Source organism: Bacillus sp. ISO11 (genome assembly GCF_003458115.1).
Lineage (GTDB): Bacteria > Bacillota > Bacilli > Bacillales > Bacillaceae_G > Bacillus_A > Bacillus_A cereus.
In genome coordinates, this window is the sequence record NZ_QXCO01000017.1 from 79559 (window position 1) to 96762 (window position 17204).

Below are 17204 nucleotides of genomic sequence, written 5' to 3' on the forward strand. Positions count from 1 at the left end.
TGGAGGATGAGGTAAAGTATGAAACGTTTTTTTGCAGCATTGTTTACTATACTAGGTGCAATAACTGCCCTTGGGATTTTCTTTACAAATAAAGTGATGTACTTAAAGAAAAAAACAGAGGAAGAAGTACTCGAAAGAGAAACGAAAAAACATTTTCGTATAGAGGATTTTGATGCTCTTCATAAAGAAGAAATTCATATCCCTTCACAATTTGGATACGACCTTCACGGATATTACATTCCTGCTGGTCATTCCACCAATAAGTTTATGGTTTTTTGCCACGGTGTAACTGTAAATAAAATAAACTCTGTAAAATATGCAAACTTATTCTTAAAAAGAGGATATAACGTCCTCATTTACGATCATCGTCGTCATGGTAAAACTGGCGGAAAAACAACAAGCTATGGATACTATGAAAAACATGATTTAAAATCCGTAGTTGACTGGCTAAAAAACCGTTTTGGCACCAATATTACACTTGGTATTCATGGTGAATCTATGGGAGCTGCAACACTTCTTCAATACGCAGGACTTGTAGAAGATGGTGCTGATTTCTATATTGCAGATTGTCCTTTCTCTGATTTTCACGGACAATTACAGCACCGTTTAAAGGTTGAATTCCATTTACCAAAATGGCCTTTATTACCTTTAGCAAACGCATTTTTGAAAGTTCGTGACGGTTATACAATTCGTGAAGTTTCACCAATCGACTGTATAAAAAACATTAACAATCCCGTTCTCTTTATTCATAGTAAAGATGACGACTATATTTTAGCTGATATGACAAAAGCGTTATATGAAGCGAAAGAAAATAATAAGCAGCTTTATATTGCAGAACACGGTGCACACGCTTGCTCTTATAACGAAAATAAAGAAGAGTACGAAGCAGCCGTCGATCAATTTTTAAACACATATGTGAAAGAAACAAAAAACAGGCTTGCATAAGCCTGTTTTTTATTGCGCTAAAACGTCTGTAACTTGTTCCATATTTTCAGAAATCCATTGCATTGCATCATCTAACGTTGGGAATTCTGTCGTTTGAAATGTTACTTCATCTTGCAGTAACCAAACATCCTTTGCCTCTTGCCCTACACCTGCAATGGACCAATGTAACAAACTATATGGATGATTATCATTCAAAAATGATGCCCACGTGCGCTCATTTGCAATGTTTCGTAATGTATGTAATTGTTTATCCATCTCTCGTCACCTTACTCTAGTCAGTTATGAAAACTATTATAACACTCTCTTCTTTCTCAAACAAAGTGCTCTTTTTTCTCCGCTATTTGCGGGCAGTAAAACTCCCACCTCAAAATTCGGCTGAAACAAAGAAGTTAGGTAGGAGATTAACTGCCCCTAAAAGCCCGATTGGTTCAACTAATAATTAGTGGGGGATGCCTCCCCCACTAATTAAAGTTTCACTTTATATTGCCAAGCACTTCCCTTGATTATATGATGAAATTAAGCGTTTGGGAAGGAGGGATAACGTTGGCAAAAGTACAAATTAAAGTAAATGATAATGGCTCTTTTCGCGTTACAGGGGACGTGGAATTAGTCGACTCACAAGGGAATGCATTCCCAGCAAAACCGGCATTTTCTTTATGCCGTTGTGGTTTATCAAAAAATATGCCTTATTGCGACGCTTCGCATAAAGGTAAATTCGAGTCTGTTGTTAGAGCACCAGAGGCAGAATAATTTTACATGTGACATGCACATTTTTTTGTGCATGTTTTTTCTTTTTAGCAACTCCGTTATATCCCTTCTCTTTACAACATTTCTAATACTTTTATTTCCATTCCAGCCTGCATATATTTTCACACAATTCTTCACATTCGAATATTTTTTACTAGCCTTTTATTTTTTTTGTGCTATAATTTGAGCAAACAGCATCCTTCGGGGTCGGGTGAAATTCCCAACCGGCGGTGATGAAGTGAAAACTTCTAAGTCCGTGACCCGTTTTCAACTCGAAAACGGTGGATCTAGTGAAACTCTAGGGCCGACAGTATAGTCTGGATGGGAGAAGGATATGTTTCTAGTTTTTTATATAGTGAATACACTTTTATTTCAGTATGCATATTTTTAAAGATTCATTTTGATTCTTTATATATGTTTAATTTTCTATACTTATTTTTTATACTGAAATAAAAAGAGACAACTAGCGTTTAAAAATTCGATATTTTGCTAGGTTTTTTCCTTATGCAGAAATATCAATTATCGTTAGGTTTCTTTCCTATGCTTTCGTATTCAAACTATATTTCTAGAAATCACGTCTCCCAAACCCCAAGGATATTAAATCCTTGGGGTTTTTTGATTTTTTTTGGAGAGGTGAAGAAAATGACAGATCAAGAATATATGAGGATTGCCCTGCAGTTAGCAGAAGGAACATCAGGACAAACAAGTCCAAATCCTATGGTTGGTGCTGTTGTTGTAAAAGATGGAAACATCGTTGGTATGGGCGCTCATTTACGAGCTGGTGAAGAACACGCAGAAGTTCATGCCCTTCAAATGGCTGGTCAGAACGCCAAAGACGCTACCGTTTATGTAACACTGGAACCGTGTAGCCACTTTGGAAAAACACCACCTTGCTGTGAATTGCTCATCGAAAGAGGAGTTAAGCGTGTTGTAATTGCTACTCTCGATTGTAATCCGCTCGTTTCTGGTAACGGAAAAAGAAGATTAGAGGAAGCTAGAATTGAAGTAACTACCGGTGTTCTTGAAGCAGAAGCAGTTTTATTAAATCGCTACTTTTTTCACTACATGAAAACGAAACGCCCTTTTGTAACAATCAAAACCGCAATGAGCTTAGATGGAAAAACAGCAACTGTAACTGGTGAAAGTAAGTGGATTACAGGTGAAGAAGCACGTGCTGATGTTCACCAATATCGCCATACACATGATGCAATTCTTGTTGGAGTGAATACAGTTATAGCTGATAATCCTCATTTAACAACAAGAATTCCAAATGGTGGGAAACATCCTATTCGCGTTATTTTAGATACCCATTTACGAACGCCACCATCTTCTCATGTTATAACAGATGGTTTAGCACCGACATGGATTATTGTCGGTAAGGATGTAAAGAAAGAGAAGATATCTTCTTATGAATCTAAAAATATAGCTATATTCCAAATGGAAACGAAGTATATAGAAATCGAGGACCTTCTTTCCTTTCTTGGAGAGAAACAAATTCTTTCTCTATTCGTTGAAGGTGGCCAATCGATTCATGCAAGTTTCTTAAAAACAAACAATTTTAATGAAATTGTAACCTATATAAGTCCGAAATTAATTGGTGGGAAAGATGCTCCTACTTTATTTGGAGGAAATGGTTTTTCAAAATTACAAGATGCGCTTTCCTTGAAAATTCAAGAGATGAAACAAATTGGTGATGATATAAAAATCGTTGCGAATGCCCGAAACGAGGTGACGAAATGTTTACAGGAATTGTAGAAGAATTAGGAACGATAGCAAACATGCAACAAAGCGGAGAAGCGATGAAATTAACGATTCATGCAAAGAAAATTTTATCAGATGTTCACTTAGGTGATAGTATCGCGGTTAACGGTATTTGCTTAACTGTAACAAACTTTACAACTACTTCATTTACAGTTGATGCAATGCCCGAAACGATGCAGTCGACATCACTTCGTATACTTAAACCGCACTCTAAAGTAAATTTAGAACGAGCAATGGCTGCAAACGGACGATTCGGTGGACATTTCGTTTCAGGACATATTGATGGCACCGGAACGATTTTAAATAAAAAACAACATTACAATGCCGTCTATTACAAAATAGCAATTTCTGATGAACTGCTGCGCTATTGTTTGCAGAAAGGGTCCATTGCTGTTGATGGAACGAGTTTAACGATATTTGCTATAGACGAATCTTCCATAACGATTTCACTCATCTCGCACACAGTAAGCGAATCTGTCATTGGGGAAAAAAATGCCGGAGATATCGTAAACATTGAGTGTGACATGATTGGTAAATATATCGAACGCTTTATTACTAAACCTGCAAAACGAGTAGGTTCAATGACCGAAAGCTTTTTACAAGAAAACGGATTTCTATAAGGGGGAAGCACAATGTTTCATCGTATTGAAGAAGCTCTAGAAGATTTAAAACAAGGTAAAGTCGTTATCGTATGTGATGATGAAAACCGAGAAAATGAAGGCGATTTTATTGCTTTAGCAGAGTACATTACACCAGAAACAATTAATTTTATGATTACACATGGCCGTGGTCTCGTTTGTGTACCGATTACAGCAGGGTACGCAGAACGTCTACAATTAGAACCAATGGTATCTCATAATACAGATTCACATCATACTGCGTTTACAGTGAGCATTGACCATGTTTCTACAACAACAGGGATTAGCGCTCACGAACGTGCAACTACGATACAAGAATTGTTAAACCCCGCATCAAAAGGCGCTGATTTCAATCGACCTGGACATATCTTTCCATTAATTGCGAAAGAAGGCGGTGTCCTGCGTCGTGCAGGTCATACAGAAGCTGCTGTTGATTTAGCAAAGCTATGCGGTGCCGAACCAGCTGGAGTTATTTGCGAAATTATAAATGAGGACGGCACGATGGCACGTGTACCTGATTTAATAGAATGTGCAAAACAATTTGATATAAAAATGATTACAATAGAAGATTTAATTGCTTATCGCCGCCATCATGAAACACTTGTGACGAGAGAAGTGGAAATTACATTACCTACAGATTTCGGTACTTTCCACGCAATTGGCTATTCTAACTCATTAGATACGAAAGAACATATCGCACTTGTAAAAGGTGATATTTCAACAGGTGAACCGGTACTTGTACGTGTTCATTCTGAATGCTTAACAGGAGATGTATTCGGTTCACATCGCTGCGATTGCGGACCACAACTCCATGCAGCACTTGCTCAAATTGAGCGTGAAGGAAAAGGTGTTCTTCTTTATATGAGACAAGAAGGAAGAGGCATTGGGCTTCTTAATAAGCTTCGCGCTTATAAATTACAAGAAGAAGGATTCGATACTGTAGAAGCAAATGAAAAACTCGGCTTCCCTGCTGATCTTCGTGATTACGGTATCGGTGCTCAAATATTAAAAGATTTAGGTTTACAAAGCTTACGATTATTAACGAATAACCCAAGAAAAATTGCTGGCTTACAAGGTTACGATTTAGAAGTAGTCGAGCGTGTACCGTTGCAAATGCCGGCAAAAGAAGAGAATAAATCGTATTTACAAACGAAAGTAAATAAATTAGGACACTTACTAAACTTATAATTAAAGGAGAGATTTATTATGGTATTCGAAGGTCATTTAGTTGGTACAGGATTAAAAGTTGGAGTTGTTGTTGGACGTTTTAACGAATTTATTACAAGTAAGTTACTTGGCGGAGCTTTAGACGGATTAAAGCGTCACGGTGTAGAAGAAAGTGATATTGATGTTGCTTGGGTTCCTGGTGCATTTGAAATTCCTTTAATCGCTAAAAAGATGGCTAGTAGCGGAAAGTATGATGCTGTTATTACATTAGGTACTGTAATCCGAGGTGCTACAACTCACTACGATTACGTTTGTAATGAGGTAGCAAAAGGTGTTGCGTCTTTATCACTACAAATGGACATCCCAGTTATTTTCGGCGTATTAACGACAGAAACAATTGAACAAGCGATTGAACGCGCAGGTACGAAAGCTGGTAATAAAGGATATGAATCAGCTGTTGCTGCAATTGAAATGGCTCACTTATCAAAACAATGGGCATAAAAAAAGAGGCTGCGGCCTCTTTTTATTTTTTCACCTTTTTTTGTACATCTTTTATTAATTCATTCATCGTTTTTCCTTCTGTTTTTATATGAAGAGCTTGTGCTGTTCTCCATACATTCTCTCTTTTTTTCGCTTCTTCTATAATAGTAATTTCTTTTCTAACTTCCTTTAAATCTTTTCCTTCCGTTTTCAATCCAAAATGTTCAGCTTTCGTTCGAAAGTGTTGTTCGATTCTTTGTTGCATCTCTTTTTGTTCAGGATTTTCGGTAGCCTTAACTGGATCAGAACTTATTGCTTTTATTAAAATTAAACAAGTCATAATCGCTAATATGTATTTGTACATGTAAAATCCTCCAACCCAATATAAATTACATATTTACTATGTACAACTAGGGCTTGGAAAATTCGTCCACAAAAATTCTTTTTTTCGTTCAAAAACCAATAGTATCAAGCGTTCACAACTATTTATTACATTTTATTTACAAAAAAGCAAACTCTTTTACAAGTTTGCTTTTTCATCTATCTTATAATGCACATTCTTCAATCTCAAATCCTAAATCTGCAATCATACCCCAGTCCGCAGTCGGCTCTTGTCCAGCTGTCGTTAAGTAGTCCCCGACAAAAATAGAATTTGCTGCAAATAAACCGATTGGCTGTACAGAACGTAAATTGATTTCACGTCCTCCTGAAATACGAATTTCTTTTGTTGGGTTTACAAAACGCATCATTGCAAGTACTTTTAAACATTCTACTGGCGTTAACTCTTTTTGCCCTTCAAGAGGTGTCCCCTTTACAGCAACAAGGAAATTACAAGGGATAGAATCTGCATCTATACGTTGTAATTCAAATGCAATTTCAGCACGCTCTTCAATTGTTTCTCCCATGCCAAAAATCGCTCCAGAGCATGGTGAAATACCAGCTTGTTTTGCTTTTTGAACTGTATCAACACGATCATCATACGTATGAGTTGAACAAATACTATCGTAATTATTTGCATGTGTATTTAAGTTGTGATTATAACGGTGCACGCCTGCTTCCGCTAAACGTCCTGCTTGATCTTCATTTAAGAAACCTAAACAACAACAAATCTTCAAGTCTGTCGTTTCACGAATTTCCTTAACTGCTCCAATTACGTGATTTACCTCTTTATCCGTCGGACGACGACCAGACGCTACAATACAATATGTACCTGCTTTACGGCGTATTGCTTCATGTGCCCCTTCTACAATCTTCTCCTGCGTTAACCATGCATATTTATCAATCGGTGCTTCTGAAATAATAGACTGTGAGCAATATCCACAATCTTCAGGACATAATCCAGATTTCGTATTAATAATCATATTCAATTTTACTTTCTTACCAAAGTGATGATGGCGAATAATGTAAGCTGCATTCATAATTTCTAAAACTTCTGTATCATCAGCTTCTAATATCGCTATTGCATCTTCTTTCGTAATCATCTTCTCTTCCACTACGTCGTATGCAAGTTTTTTCCAATCCCTTTTTGTTTGCACTTGTTTCATTTCATCTCTTCCCCTCTTTTGTTATATGTATAAATAAAGCATGATACGTTGCCATTATCCCTTCATTTCCCGTGAAGTCTCTTTCGTATATGCGTAGCATCGCACGAAAGAGTGAGGGACTTTGACAATATGATCCTTCATTGCTATTAGTTGCTCCTACTTTTCGAATAGAATGCAGAAACTCCTTAACTTCTGTAAAACTCTCTATGTAACATGTTTCAGAAACATGCACATCCCCTGTTTCTATCTTACATATATGAAGCAACTGATCTTTTGAATAAAAACGTTGACCAATCGATATTTCATTTTTTATATTTCTTTCTTCTTTCGCACGTTGGAACGAAGCATGCAATTCTTGAAATGTTTCATGTCCAAACGTTGAAAAGAGTAATATCCCATCTATAGACAAATGTTGAAATAAATTTCTTAACACTTGTTGTAAATTATTTAACCATTGAAATGTAGCATTTGAAATAATGACATCATATGATTCTTCTAATCGTAATTGCTCAATATCTTCACAGTGAAACGTTACATTTTTTACATTTTGTCTAGTTTGCGCAATCGCAATCATACTTTCAGCAAAATCAACTGCTGTAATATGTGCTTTCGGAAATAACTTTGATAATTGTTCTGTTACATACCCCGTCCCGCATCCCAGTTCTAAAATACGTATTGATGCCGTTTCACTATATCGTTCCTTTAAGATTGAAAGTAATGAATGTGCCATCTTTTTTTGTACATTTGCATATCGATCGTAAGATACGGCTGCCCCATTAAACCGTTTTTGTAGTAACGTTTTGTTGATCATGTCGTATCCCCTCTACAAATTGAATTATCTCATTTGCACAATATTCAAAATCCGTTACACATAATGCATGCCCTGCTTCACTTACTACTTTCAGCTCGCTGCTGCTATTCTCCGTCATACTACGTGCCACAGACAATGGGCATATTACATCCTGTTCTCCGTGAATAAGTAGTATAGGTACTTTAATTTCTTTTAGTTCTTCTCTCATATCTGTTTCTATTAAATAATCCAAACCTAGTTGTAAAGACTGAATAGAATCACCTTTAAAACGGTCTACAATGTCTTCAAAGTTTTTATTCCCTTTTAGCTCATCTTTCGTAAACATATTTTCATAAAACCGCTTGAGCGTATCTTCTTTCCTTCTCGCCAAATTCCTTTTCAGCCGTTCTACATGCAAAGCATTCCATCCATTACTATAGTCGCTCGTATTTGTAAATTTAGCAGTCCCACCAATTAATACGATGCCTTTTGCCTGAATCTTTTTATAAGCTTCAACTGCTGCTAACGCTCCTAGTGACCATCCAACTAAAATTACGTTGTCGTTATGCGCTACATCTATAATTCGTTCCGCAAATTCACTTCGTTCTTTCACATTACGCCAATCTACGCATTGAACAGGATATCCTTTAAAATACGGAAGTACTAAATCCCAAATATTCTCTTCCATTCCCCATCCGGGGATAAAAATAATCTTTAGCTCGTTCATACGAAAATCTCCTCTTCTTTCGCAATGTGAATAATTCGGTCAATAGCCCATTTTAAATCAGCTATTGTATGTTGCGATGTAACTGCAAAGCGAATTCGAGAACTATGAACCGGCACAGTTGGCGGACGAATTGCAATGGCCGCAATCCCTGCCTCTTGCAACCTTTTACTAAATCGTAAAGCATGTTCATTTGAACCGACTACAATCGGTACAATATGAGTTGAACTATTCCCAATATCAAAACCAGCATCCCTTAATTTAGTTCTGAAGTATTCTCCGTTTGCTATAAGGTTCTCTCTTCTTTCGTTATCTTCTTTTACAATTTCAATTGCTTTTTGCACTGCTCCTAACGTACTTGGTGGTAAAGCTGTAGTAAAAATAAAGCTTCTCATCATATTTTGTAAATACTCTATATAAATTTCATCACCTGTCAAATACGCACCATAACACCCTAAAGCCTTGCTAAACGTCCCCATATGTATATCAATTTTTTGAGCAAGATTTTTTTCTATATGAGATAACCCAGCTCCGCCGATTCCATATATTCCACTCGCATGTGCTTCATCGACTATAATGATTGCCCCGTACTTCTCTTTCAGCTGTACTAAATCTCTCAAATACGCAGTATCACCATCCATACTAAAAACGGTATCTGTTACGATTAATTTTCTGTTTTCAGGCGAAGCCATTTTCAACAGCTTCTCTAAATGATCCAAATCATTATGACGATACCTTTTATGCTCTGCCCCGCTTAATATGATTCCATCAACAATACTTGCGTGATTTAACTTATCACTAAAAACAATATCGTGCCGAGAGGCCAAAGAAGATATGGCACCTATATTTGCCGTATACCCACTATTTACAATTAAAGCTCTTTCAGTACCTTTCCAGTCACATATGCTTCTCTCAACCTCTTCATATAATGGATGATTTCCTACAACGAGACGAGAGGCAGTCGCTCCAGTTCCATATCTTTTTGTACAGGCAATAGCAGCTTCTTTTAACCTTTCATCTCCAGCTAACCCTAAATAATTATTTGACGCTAAATTTAACATCCTTTTTTTATCTCGAATAAGCCAAGTCTCTTCTGCCTTCTCTGTTACATGCAAATCACGATACTGCCCTTGCTCATGTAATTGTTGTAATTTACATTGAAGGTGCGCCCGCCACGTTTGATTCATTTTGGATAAACTCCTCTAATTTTGAAATCATAATATGTTCTTTTGCAGATTCTAAGACTTCTTCTTTCGTAAACTCACCTTCAAAGAATGGTAATAATCCTAAAACTGGTACCCCGCTCAGCTCTTCAATCATCTCTTTATTTTCTTGCACTCTTTCCATTTCACATTCTTTGCAACCTGATAAAATGACACCCGCTACGGTTAAGCCATGCGCCTTTGCGTAAGCAATCGTTAACACTGTATGATTTACTGTTCCTAATATAGGACGAGCTACTACAATAAGAGGCAACTGTAATTCTTTTGCAAAATCAATTACTAAAGCATCTTCTGTATATGGGACAGCAAGCCCACCTGCTCCTTCTACAAATAAGCTATTAAACTCTTTTAATAGTTCATTATAGTAATCAGTAATTTCTTTTAACTTTACTACTCTTCCAGCTCTTTTCATGGCAAGTCTCGGAGCAAGTGGTTCTTCAATAGAATAAGGGCAAATTTCATTTTCTTGTGTCGGCACACCTGATAATGCTTTTAACCTTGCCGCATCTCCCTCAGGGTTTGATGCAACATGCCCACTTTGCAACGGTTTATACACCCCTACGTTATATCCTAATTGTCTAAATACACCTGCTATAGCACCTGCAACTACTGTTTTTCCAACTTCAGTATCAGTTGCTGTTATGAAAAAACCACTCATTATTCTCCCTCCGTAACATCCGAGATTGCCTTATATAAAATGCGTAACATATCATCAATCTCTTCAAAAGTAGAAGCAAGTGGTGGCATAAATACAATCGTGTTACCTAGCGGTCGTAAAATCATACCCAGCTCTCTTGCGCGTTTACATACTTGAACACCGACTCTTTCTGTCCAGTCAAACGCTTCTTTCGTTTCCTTATTCTTCACAAGCTCAATACCAACCATTAATCCGCACTGACGAATATCACCTACATGTTTATACGCAAAGAGCTTTTCTAATTGCGCTGCCACATAATCCGTTTTACGTGCCACTTCTTCTATTAAATTTGTTTTTTCATATAGTTCTAGATTTGCGATTGCTACGGCACACCCTAACGGATTGCCTGTGTAGCTATGTCCATGGAAAAATGTTTTTTGTTCTTCATATTCTCCTAAAAAGGCATTATATATTTCATCTGTCGTTACCGTAACTGCAATTGGTAAATATCCACCTGTTAAACCTTTCCCAGCAGTTAAAATGTCTGGCGTCACATTTTCATGTTCACACGCAAACATTTTCCCTGTACGCCCAAATCCAGTCGCTACCTCATCTGTAATAAATAATACATTGTACTTAGTACATAAATCGCGCAGTCCTTTTAAATATCCTTTTGGCATTGTAATCATCCCGCCAGCACCTTGCATTAATGGCTCTACAATGATGGCAGCTACTTCTTCATGCTTTTCTTTCAACAATTCTTCCATTTCTTCTAAATGGCTTTTTACAATTTCCTCCTTATTATTTCCGTAAGGAGAACGATATGTATATGGATACGGCATTTTAATCGCATCAAATAAGAGCGAACTATACACTTGGTGAAACAAGTCTATTGCTCCTACCGAAACAGCTCCAATTGTATCACCGTGATATGCTTCTTTTAATGTAACGAATCTTTGTTTCTTTCGTTTCCCTTTATGCTGCCAATATTGGAAAGCCATCTTAATTGCAATTTCAACAGCGGTAGAACCTGAATCAGAATAGAATACCTTCTTCAATCCATCTGGTACAACCTCAATAATTTTTTCTGCTAATAAAATAGATGGAACGTTAGCAAGTCCTAACATAGTAGAATGAGCAATTTTATTTAATTGCTCACGAATTGCTTCATCTAATTCCGGTACTTGATGTCCGTGAACATTTAACCATATAGATGAAACACCATCCCAATATTCATTACCATTTACATCGTATAGCTTTCTTCCCTCTCCACGTTCAATAATGACAGGATCTTCTTCTAAATAATCTTTCATTTGTGTAAATGGGTGCCATACGTAAGCTTTATTTTTCTCTGCTAATTCTTCATATGTATAAGATGATTTTTCAATCGTTTTACTATTTATTGTCACAATTGTCACCCCTAATGTTAACTCGTTTATAAATATAGTTAACATTAAATCTGAATGACTGTCAATTATTTTAAAATCAAATAGTTCTTAAAAAAGAACAACTTATCATACGATAAGTTGTTCTACTTTCCATGCTGTATCTTTCCAATTTCTAAAATAATTTCTTCATCTTTTTTCCCCTCTGTATCAATTCCAAGTTGCTTAGCGTGCTCAATTAATAAATCATGACGCTTCTCAAACCTAGCGGTATTTACTTCTTTCGTAACCTCTTCTTTTGTTTTTCCCTCTGTAGAAACTCCTAGTTTCTCTGCTGCTTTTTCCATTGATTTCTTCTCTTCTATTTCTTTTACTTTCTTCACTTCTGACTGTTGTATTTGCTTTTGTTTCAGCTGCTCTGATTCAGCCGCAAAAGCTGTGTAAATTCCAGCACTTCCTCCAATAACTAATAAAGTGGTAAAAAGAATTATTTTTTTCTTCACTCTTTCCTCCCCCTTTCAAATTCATTATAACGTACATTTTTACAGCATTAAAAACAATTATCCTTTATTTCCCTAAAAAAACATTTAATATTTTTATTGACATGTAAGATGAAAATATGATAAAAATTTAACTAACATCATATGAATCGGCGTTGATAGGATTTAGTAGTATTTCGATTTCTGATTTCAGAGAGCTGGTGGTCGGTGCGAACCAGTACAGAGCGAATTATGAATTACCCCCTGGAGCTTCTTTTACGAAACGTGAGGAGTAGTGAAAGACGGTTATAGACCGTTATGTCTAAAGAGTGGTGAAACGACACTGTTTCACAATTTAGGGTGGTACCGCGAATTTTTCGTCCCTGCATATATTGCAGGGGCGTTTTTTATTTTATAAGCGCATATCATATGACCCTTTATTTTGTGATACATTCATTTCACAAGCTAGGGTGGTACCGCGATTTCTTCGTCCCTGCATAATTATATGCAGGGACGTTTTTTTATCCAATCATTTCCGTATCATATAGAAGAACAAACAATTACCGGTAATTTGTCACAAAATTCTAAATTTTAGAAGGAAATATACAATATTGGCGAATTTTATATAAAAAAGAGCTATTTCATATTACTTAGGAGGGGAAAACAATGGTTTCAAAAATTGAGTCTGTTCTTTTAACAATTTTTATCTTTTTCTGCATTGGCTTTAGTGTTATCAAATTAGAAGTTTCACCACACATCCCGATTTTATTTGGCATCGTTCTTTTATTAGCGTTTGGATTTATGAAAAAAATTGATTGGTCTACTATGGAAAAAGGAATGATAAGTAGTATTTCAGCTGGTATTCCATCTATATTTATTTTCTTACTTGTAGGCGTATTAATTAGCATTTGGATCGCAGCTGGAACTATTCCAACTTTAATGGTATACGGCTTCCAACTTGTATCTCCAAAAATTTTCGTTCCAACTGTTTTTGTTGTTTGTGCAATTGTTGGAACGAGTATCGGTAGTGCTTTTACAACTGCTGCAACTGTAGGACTTGCCTTTATGGGAATGGGTACTGCCCTTGGATACGATCCAGCTCTTATTGCTGGTGCAATTATCTCTGGGGCATTCTTCGGAGATAAAATGTCTCCTTTATCTGATACAACAAACTTAGCGCCTGCTGTAACGGGTGTAGATTTATTTGAACATATTCGTAACATGCTTTGGACAACAGTGCCAGCTTTCATTATTGCTTTTATCGCATTTTTCATTTTAGGAAGCGGATCTGGTGGAAACGTTGATTTCTCAGCATTTATTAACACATTAGAAAAAAATGCAACGATTTCTATCGTTACACTGATTCCTATTTTATTACTGTTCCTATTCGCATTTAAAAAGGTACCCGCAGTTCCAACATTACTTGCAGGAATTGTGGTAGGGATTATTATTCTCTTTATTTTTAAACCTAGCACTTCTTTAGCTGATTTAATAAAAATTATGCAAGACGGTTACGTTTCTAAAACTGGTATCAAAGATATTGATAGCTTATTATCTCGCGGTGGCCTGCAAAGTATGATGATGTCAATTGCTCTTATTTTCCTAGCTCTTTGTATGGGAGGATTATTACAAGGAATGGGTATTATAGCGCAGCTGATGAATATTATCTCTAGCTTCGTAAAAACTAGTACACGCTTAATTATTTCTACTGCTTCAACTGCAATTGGTGTAAACTTCTTACTCGGTGAGCAGTACTTATCCATCGTTTTAACAGGACAAGCATTTGCTAATAAATACGATGAAGTCGGTTTAGAACGTCGTAATTTATCACGAGTATTAGAAGATGCTGGTACAGTAATTAATCCACTCGTACCATGGGGTGTAAGTGGCGTATTCTTAACAAACGTTCTTAGCGTTCCAACATTCGATTACCTGCCATACGCAATCTTCTGTTTAGCATGTCCAGTCGTAACCATTATCGTCGGCTTTACTGGATTCGGCCTTTCATGGAAAAAAGAAAAAGCAGTACCAGTTTCATAATATAATAAAAAGGATTACCAAATCGGTAATCCTTTTTATATTTCTCGACTATCTATTCGCTTTCTTTCTTCTAAATAACATAAGTAATCCCGCTCCAACAAACGCAAGACCCGCTCCAATTGTAGAAGCAATACTTGCACCTGTTTTCGGTAAATCACGTTCATCTTTTTCAGCTTCTTTATTTTCACTTACAGTTGTTGTTGTTTCTTTTGTATTTTGATCATCTGTTGTAGTTTGTCCAGATCCAGTATTGTTTCCATCTTGTTTTGGTTCATTACCATTATTACCTTCTTCTGTTGGTGGTGTTGGGTTTTCTCCATTACCTGTTGGCGGTGTTGTTGGATTTTCTCCCCCACCTGTTGGCGGTGTCGTTGGATTTCCTTCACCAGTTTCTTTATCATCATTTTTCTTCGTTATATCAATTGCATATTTAGCAAATTCATTTTCAGATGGTCCAACATATGATATGTTCCCATCTTTCTTTATATACTTTTGTGCATTTGGTGAAGAATCAAATGTTGTATGTAATTTATCTGCAACAATCGGTTTAAACGTCCAATTTTGATCAGCTGCTGGATCAATATTTTTTATTTTTTGCATATACTTCACAATGATTTGACGTGTTTCATCTTGTGATTGGTATACAACCTCCCCTTTACTTACACCTGGGAACGTTTGACTACTTCCACGATAGTTATTTGTAGCGACGATGAACTCTTGATCATCAGCTACTGGCTTACCTTCATATGTCATATTTACAATACGATTCGTATTTGCATTTACAACTTTTCCATCTTTATCGTATTTCGCCGGTTGTGTTACATCAATTTCGTATTTTAAGCCATCTAAAATATCGAAGTTATATGTAGGATAGCCTATATTTACTAATGGCTGTTCTTCTGTTTTCTTTGGATCAATTGTATTAAACTGACCTGCAGACATTTCAAGCCATTCTTTCACTTGTGCCCCATTTACTTTTACAGCATATAACGTATTTGGATACACGTATAAATCTGCAACGTTTTTAATTGCTAACGTTCCAGCTGGAATATCCGTATAATATGTAGCACCGTTTCGGCCACCTGCTTTAAATGGTGCGCCTGCAGATAAAACCGGAATATCTTTAATCTCTTCGTACTCTGGTTTTTTAAGTTCTTGTTCTACATACCATTTTTGCGCATTTGTCACAATTTGTACGGAAGGATCATCTTGTACTAATGAAAAATAACTATTAATTGGTGCTTTCGTTTTACCTACAGGTGTATTTACATAGTCGATTGTCGCTTGATGCTCATCTTTAATTTCATTAACTAATTTTTGATCAGATTCTACTAATGGGGTACCTTTACTATTAGCAATCGGGCGAAGTTGTGGCTTAGATTGGTCTTTTTGTACTTCCCATTTTCCGTTTACCTTTTTCAATTGCATATCAATAATACCTAAGTTACTTCCAAAGACACCAGGCATTACAACTGGAACACCATTAAATACATCCTTCACTTCAGTATGTGAATGTCCCATTAATACTGCATCTACGCCAGGAACTTCTGTCGCTAAATAAAACGATGAATTTTCCATTCCTTCGTTGTATCCACTCTTATCAACACCTGAATGCGCTAGTGCAACTATAATATCCGCACCTTGCGCCTTCATTTCCGGAACTAATTTTTTCGCTGTTTGCACAATATCTTTTGCCTTTACTTTTCCTTCTAAATTCGCTTTATCCCAATTCATAATTTGTGGTGGAACAAATCCCATTACACCAATCTTCACTATTTGTTTTTGGCCTGCTTCATCCACTACTTCTTTCTCTAAAATATGATATGGTTTATCAAAGTAATGCTCGTCATTCTCATCATTACCATCATGGTCATCTATATAGACATTCGAGTTAATAACCGGGAAATCCGTTTTTTCAATCACTTTATTTAAATAATCTAAACCGTAGTTAAATTCATGATTCCCAAGAGAGATGACGTCATACTTCATTAAATTCATTACACGATATAATGGATGTGTATAACTAGGATCCACACGATTCTTCTGATCTTTTATTTTATTTGCTACATAATCTCCAAGCGGTGTCCCTTGTAATGCATCCCCATCATCAAATAGGACAGAGTTCTTCACTTCTTCACGTGCTTTATTAACGAGTGTTGCCGTTTGTACGAGACCTACTTTATTATCTGTTTTCGTTTGATAATAATCGTAATTCATTAAGTTAACGTGAATATCTGATGTTTCTAGAATTCGTAAGTTAACTGTACTCTCCCCAGTGTTCTCATCTGCATGAGCTGTTGCTGGCATTACTTGCGGTGCTATAACACCAATCGCAAGAGTTGCTCCAGCCAGCATTTTTTTTGACTTTTTCACAAAAAATCCCCCTTATACAATTACCAGAAATAATGAAATGAATCCCTATCTGTCTCTAACCACATACCTTTTTTCTTCTATTAGAGACACAATTTTCATTTCATCCTGCGCTAACGAGTAGTCCCCTTAAACGCCCGATTGATGAAGACTAACAATTAATAGGAAATAAAGCTCCCACTCATTAAAGTTTCACCTTATCTGACATTATCATATATAAAGTTCTTTCCTATCGTCAATATTTTTTGACAAACTTCAACAAATTTTCTGTAAA

17 protein-coding genes, 1 riboswitch and 1 other annotated feature are annotated in these 17204 nt (G+C 36.4%); of the genes, 7 read left to right on the top strand and 10 right to left on the bottom strand.

Going from position 1 to position 17204, the window contains the following annotated elements:
* Positions 1-18 precede the first annotated feature (18 nt).
* Entirely contained in the window at positions 19-945 is a 927-nt protein-coding gene (locus tag D1166_RS18395; protein WP_000819234.1) for an alpha/beta hydrolase, read from the top strand.
* A gap of 9 nt (positions 946-954) precedes the next feature.
* Here D1166_RS18395 and D1166_RS18400 read toward each other — a convergent pair whose 3' ends face one another.
* Positions 955-1200 (bottom strand): DUF2552 family protein, encoded by a 246-nt coding sequence (locus D1166_RS18400; RefSeq protein WP_000360793.1) that lies wholly within the window; start codon positions 1198-1200, stop codon positions 955-957.
* Positions 1201-1488: 288 nt separating this feature from the next.
* On the opposite strand from D1166_RS18400, the gene D1166_RS18410 reads away from it, so the two are divergent.
* From D1166_RS18410 to ribH, 5 genes are all read left to right on the top strand, one after another.
* Positions 1489-1695, top strand: a complete 207-nt coding sequence (locus tag D1166_RS18410; protein ID WP_001151579.1) for a CDGSH iron-sulfur domain-containing protein — start codon at positions 1489-1491, stop codon at positions 1693-1695.
* Positions 1696-1885: 190 nt separating this feature from the next.
* Positions 1886-2029, top strand: a riboswitch (FMN riboswitch).
* A gap of 305 nt (positions 2030-2334) precedes the next feature.
* Positions 2335-3447: a bifunctional diaminohydroxyphosphoribosylaminopyrimidine deaminase/5-amino-6-(5-phosphoribosylamino)uracil reductase RibD gene (gene ribD, locus D1166_RS18415; protein WP_061654448.1), complete on the top strand. Its 1113-nt coding sequence runs from the start codon at positions 2335-2337 to the stop codon at positions 3445-3447.
* A complete protein-coding gene (ribE, locus tag D1166_RS18420; protein ID WP_118043370.1) occupies positions 3429-4073 on the top strand; it encodes a riboflavin synthase in 645 nt (214 codons plus the stop codon). The genes ribD and ribE overlap by 19 nt, the downstream gene beginning before the upstream one ends.
* A 12-nt stretch (positions 4074-4085) precedes the next feature.
* Positions 4086-5279 (top strand): bifunctional 3,4-dihydroxy-2-butanone 4-phosphate synthase/GTP cyclohydrolase II, encoded by a 1194-nt coding sequence (ribBA, locus tag D1166_RS18425; protein ID WP_000468983.1) that lies wholly within the window; start codon positions 4086-4088, stop codon positions 5277-5279.
* A gap of 18 nt (positions 5280-5297) precedes the next feature.
* Positions 5298-5759 carry a 6,7-dimethyl-8-ribityllumazine synthase gene (gene ribH / locus D1166_RS18430; RefSeq protein WP_000230899.1) on the top strand — a complete coding sequence of 154 codons (462 nt, stop codon included), beginning with the start codon at positions 5298-5300 and terminating at the stop codon, positions 5757-5759.
* A gap of 22 nt (positions 5760-5781) precedes the next feature.
* Here the strand turns inward: ribH and D1166_RS18435 are convergent, their stop codons facing one another.
* From D1166_RS18435 to D1166_RS18470, 8 genes are all read right to left on the bottom strand, one after another.
* Positions 5782-6102, bottom strand: a complete 321-nt coding sequence (locus D1166_RS18435; protein WP_000280033.1) for a hypothetical protein — start codon at positions 6100-6102, stop codon at positions 5782-5784.
* A 181-nt stretch (positions 6103-6283) separates the two neighbouring features.
* On the bottom strand, positions 6284-7282 hold the full coding sequence (bioB, locus tag D1166_RS18440; RefSeq protein ID WP_000815856.1) for a biotin synthase: 999 nt from the start codon (positions 7280-7282) through the stop codon (positions 6284-6286).
* A gap of 1 nt (position 7283) precedes the next feature.
* Positions 7284-8093: a malonyl-ACP O-methyltransferase BioC gene (gene bioC, locus D1166_RS18445; protein ID WP_000608906.1), complete on the bottom strand. Its 810-nt coding sequence runs from the start codon at positions 8091-8093 to the stop codon at positions 7284-7286.
* The gene (locus D1166_RS18450; protein WP_001004165.1) at positions 8059-8799 is read right to left on the bottom strand and encodes an alpha/beta fold hydrolase; all 741 of its coding nucleotides are present in this window, start codon (positions 8797-8799) and stop codon (positions 8059-8061) included. Before D1166_RS18450 ends, bioC begins: the two co-directional genes overlap by 35 nt.
* A complete protein-coding gene (gene bioF / locus D1166_RS18455; RefSeq protein ID WP_001077287.1) occupies positions 8796-9983 on the bottom strand; it encodes an 8-amino-7-oxononanoate synthase in 1188 nt (395 codons plus the stop codon). The genes D1166_RS18450 and bioF overlap by 4 nt, the downstream gene beginning before the upstream one ends.
* Positions 9949-10677 (bottom strand): dethiobiotin synthase, encoded by a 729-nt coding sequence (bioD, locus tag D1166_RS18460; protein ID WP_000012482.1) that lies wholly within the window; start codon positions 10675-10677, stop codon positions 9949-9951. Before bioD ends, bioF begins: the two co-directional genes overlap by 35 nt.
* On the bottom strand, positions 10677-12110 hold the full coding sequence (gene bioA / locus D1166_RS18465; RefSeq protein WP_002062238.1) for an adenosylmethionine--8-amino-7-oxononanoate transaminase: 1434 nt from the start codon (positions 12108-12110) through the stop codon (positions 10677-10679). The genes bioD and bioA overlap by 1 nt, the downstream gene beginning before the upstream one ends.
* A 77-nt stretch (positions 12111-12187) precedes the next feature.
* Complete coding sequence (locus D1166_RS18470) at positions 12188-12544, bottom strand: hypothetical protein (RefSeq protein ID WP_000726902.1); 357 nt, start codon at positions 12542-12544, stop codon at positions 12188-12190.
* 143 nt (positions 12545-12687) lie between these two features.
* Positions 12688-12908, top strand: a binding site (T-box leader).
* Positions 12909-13186: 278 nt separating this feature from the next.
* Between D1166_RS18470 and nhaC the strand changes: the two genes are divergently transcribed.
* Positions 13187-14560 carry a Na+/H+ antiporter NhaC gene (nhaC, locus tag D1166_RS18475; RefSeq protein WP_000253716.1) on the top strand — a complete coding sequence of 458 codons (1374 nt, stop codon included), beginning with the start codon at positions 13187-13189 and terminating at the stop codon, positions 14558-14560.
* 48 nt (positions 14561-14608) lie between these two features.
* Here nhaC and cpdB read toward each other — a convergent pair whose 3' ends face one another.
* The gene (gene cpdB, locus D1166_RS18480) at positions 14609-16933 is read right to left on the bottom strand and encodes a bifunctional 2',3'-cyclic-nucleotide 2'-phosphodiesterase/3'-nucleotidase (protein ID WP_061654452.1); all 2325 of its coding nucleotides are present in this window, start codon (positions 16931-16933) and stop codon (positions 14609-14611) included.
* Positions 16934-17204 lie beyond the last annotated feature (271 nt).

Excerpts from the sequence above, each read along its gene's own strand:
- bioD (WP_000012482.1), bottom strand. The coding sequence starts at position 10,677 with ATGAGTGGTTTTTTCATAACAGCAACTGATACTGAAGTTGGAAAAACA.
- ribBA (WP_000468983.1), top strand. The coding sequence starts at position 4,086 with ATGTTTCATCGTATTGAAGAAGCTCTAGAAGATTTAAAACAAGGTAAA.
- bioB (WP_000815856.1), bottom strand. The coding sequence starts at position 7,282 with ATGAAACAAGTGCAAACAAAAAGGGATTGGAAAAAACTTGCATACGAC.
- ribH (WP_000230899.1), top strand. The coding sequence starts at position 5,298 with ATGGTATTCGAAGGTCATTTAGTTGGTACAGGATTAAAAGTTGGAGTT.
- ribE (WP_118043370.1), top strand. The coding sequence starts at position 3,429 with ATGTTTACAGGAATTGTAGAAGAATTAGGAACGATAGCAAACATGCAA.
- bioC (WP_000608906.1), bottom strand. The coding sequence starts at position 8,093 with ATGATCAACAAAACGTTACTACAAAAACGGTTTAATGGGGCAGCCGTA.
- D1166_RS18450 (WP_001004165.1), bottom strand. The coding sequence starts at position 8,799 with ATGAACGAGCTAAAGATTATTTTTATCCCCGGATGGGGAATGGAAGAG.
- nhaC (WP_000253716.1), top strand. The coding sequence starts at position 13,187 with ATGGTTTCAAAAATTGAGTCTGTTCTTTTAACAATTTTTATCTTTTTC.
- D1166_RS18400 (WP_000360793.1), bottom strand. The coding sequence starts at position 1,200 with ATGGATAAACAATTACATACATTACGAAACATTGCAAATGAGCGCACG.
- bioA (WP_002062238.1), bottom strand. The coding sequence starts at position 12,110 with ATGTTAACTATATTTATAAACGAGTTAACATTAGGGGTGACAATTGTG.
- bioF (WP_001077287.1), bottom strand. The coding sequence starts at position 9,983 with ATGAATCAAACGTGGCGGGCGCACCTTCAATGTAAATTACAACAATTA.
- ribD (WP_061654448.1), top strand. The coding sequence starts at position 2,335 with ATGACAGATCAAGAATATATGAGGATTGCCCTGCAGTTAGCAGAAGGA.
- D1166_RS18435 (WP_000280033.1), bottom strand. The coding sequence starts at position 6,102 with ATGTACAAATACATATTAGCGATTATGACTTGTTTAATTTTAATAAAA.
- D1166_RS18395 (WP_000819234.1), top strand. The coding sequence starts at position 19 with ATGAAACGTTTTTTTGCAGCATTGTTTACTATACTAGGTGCAATAACT.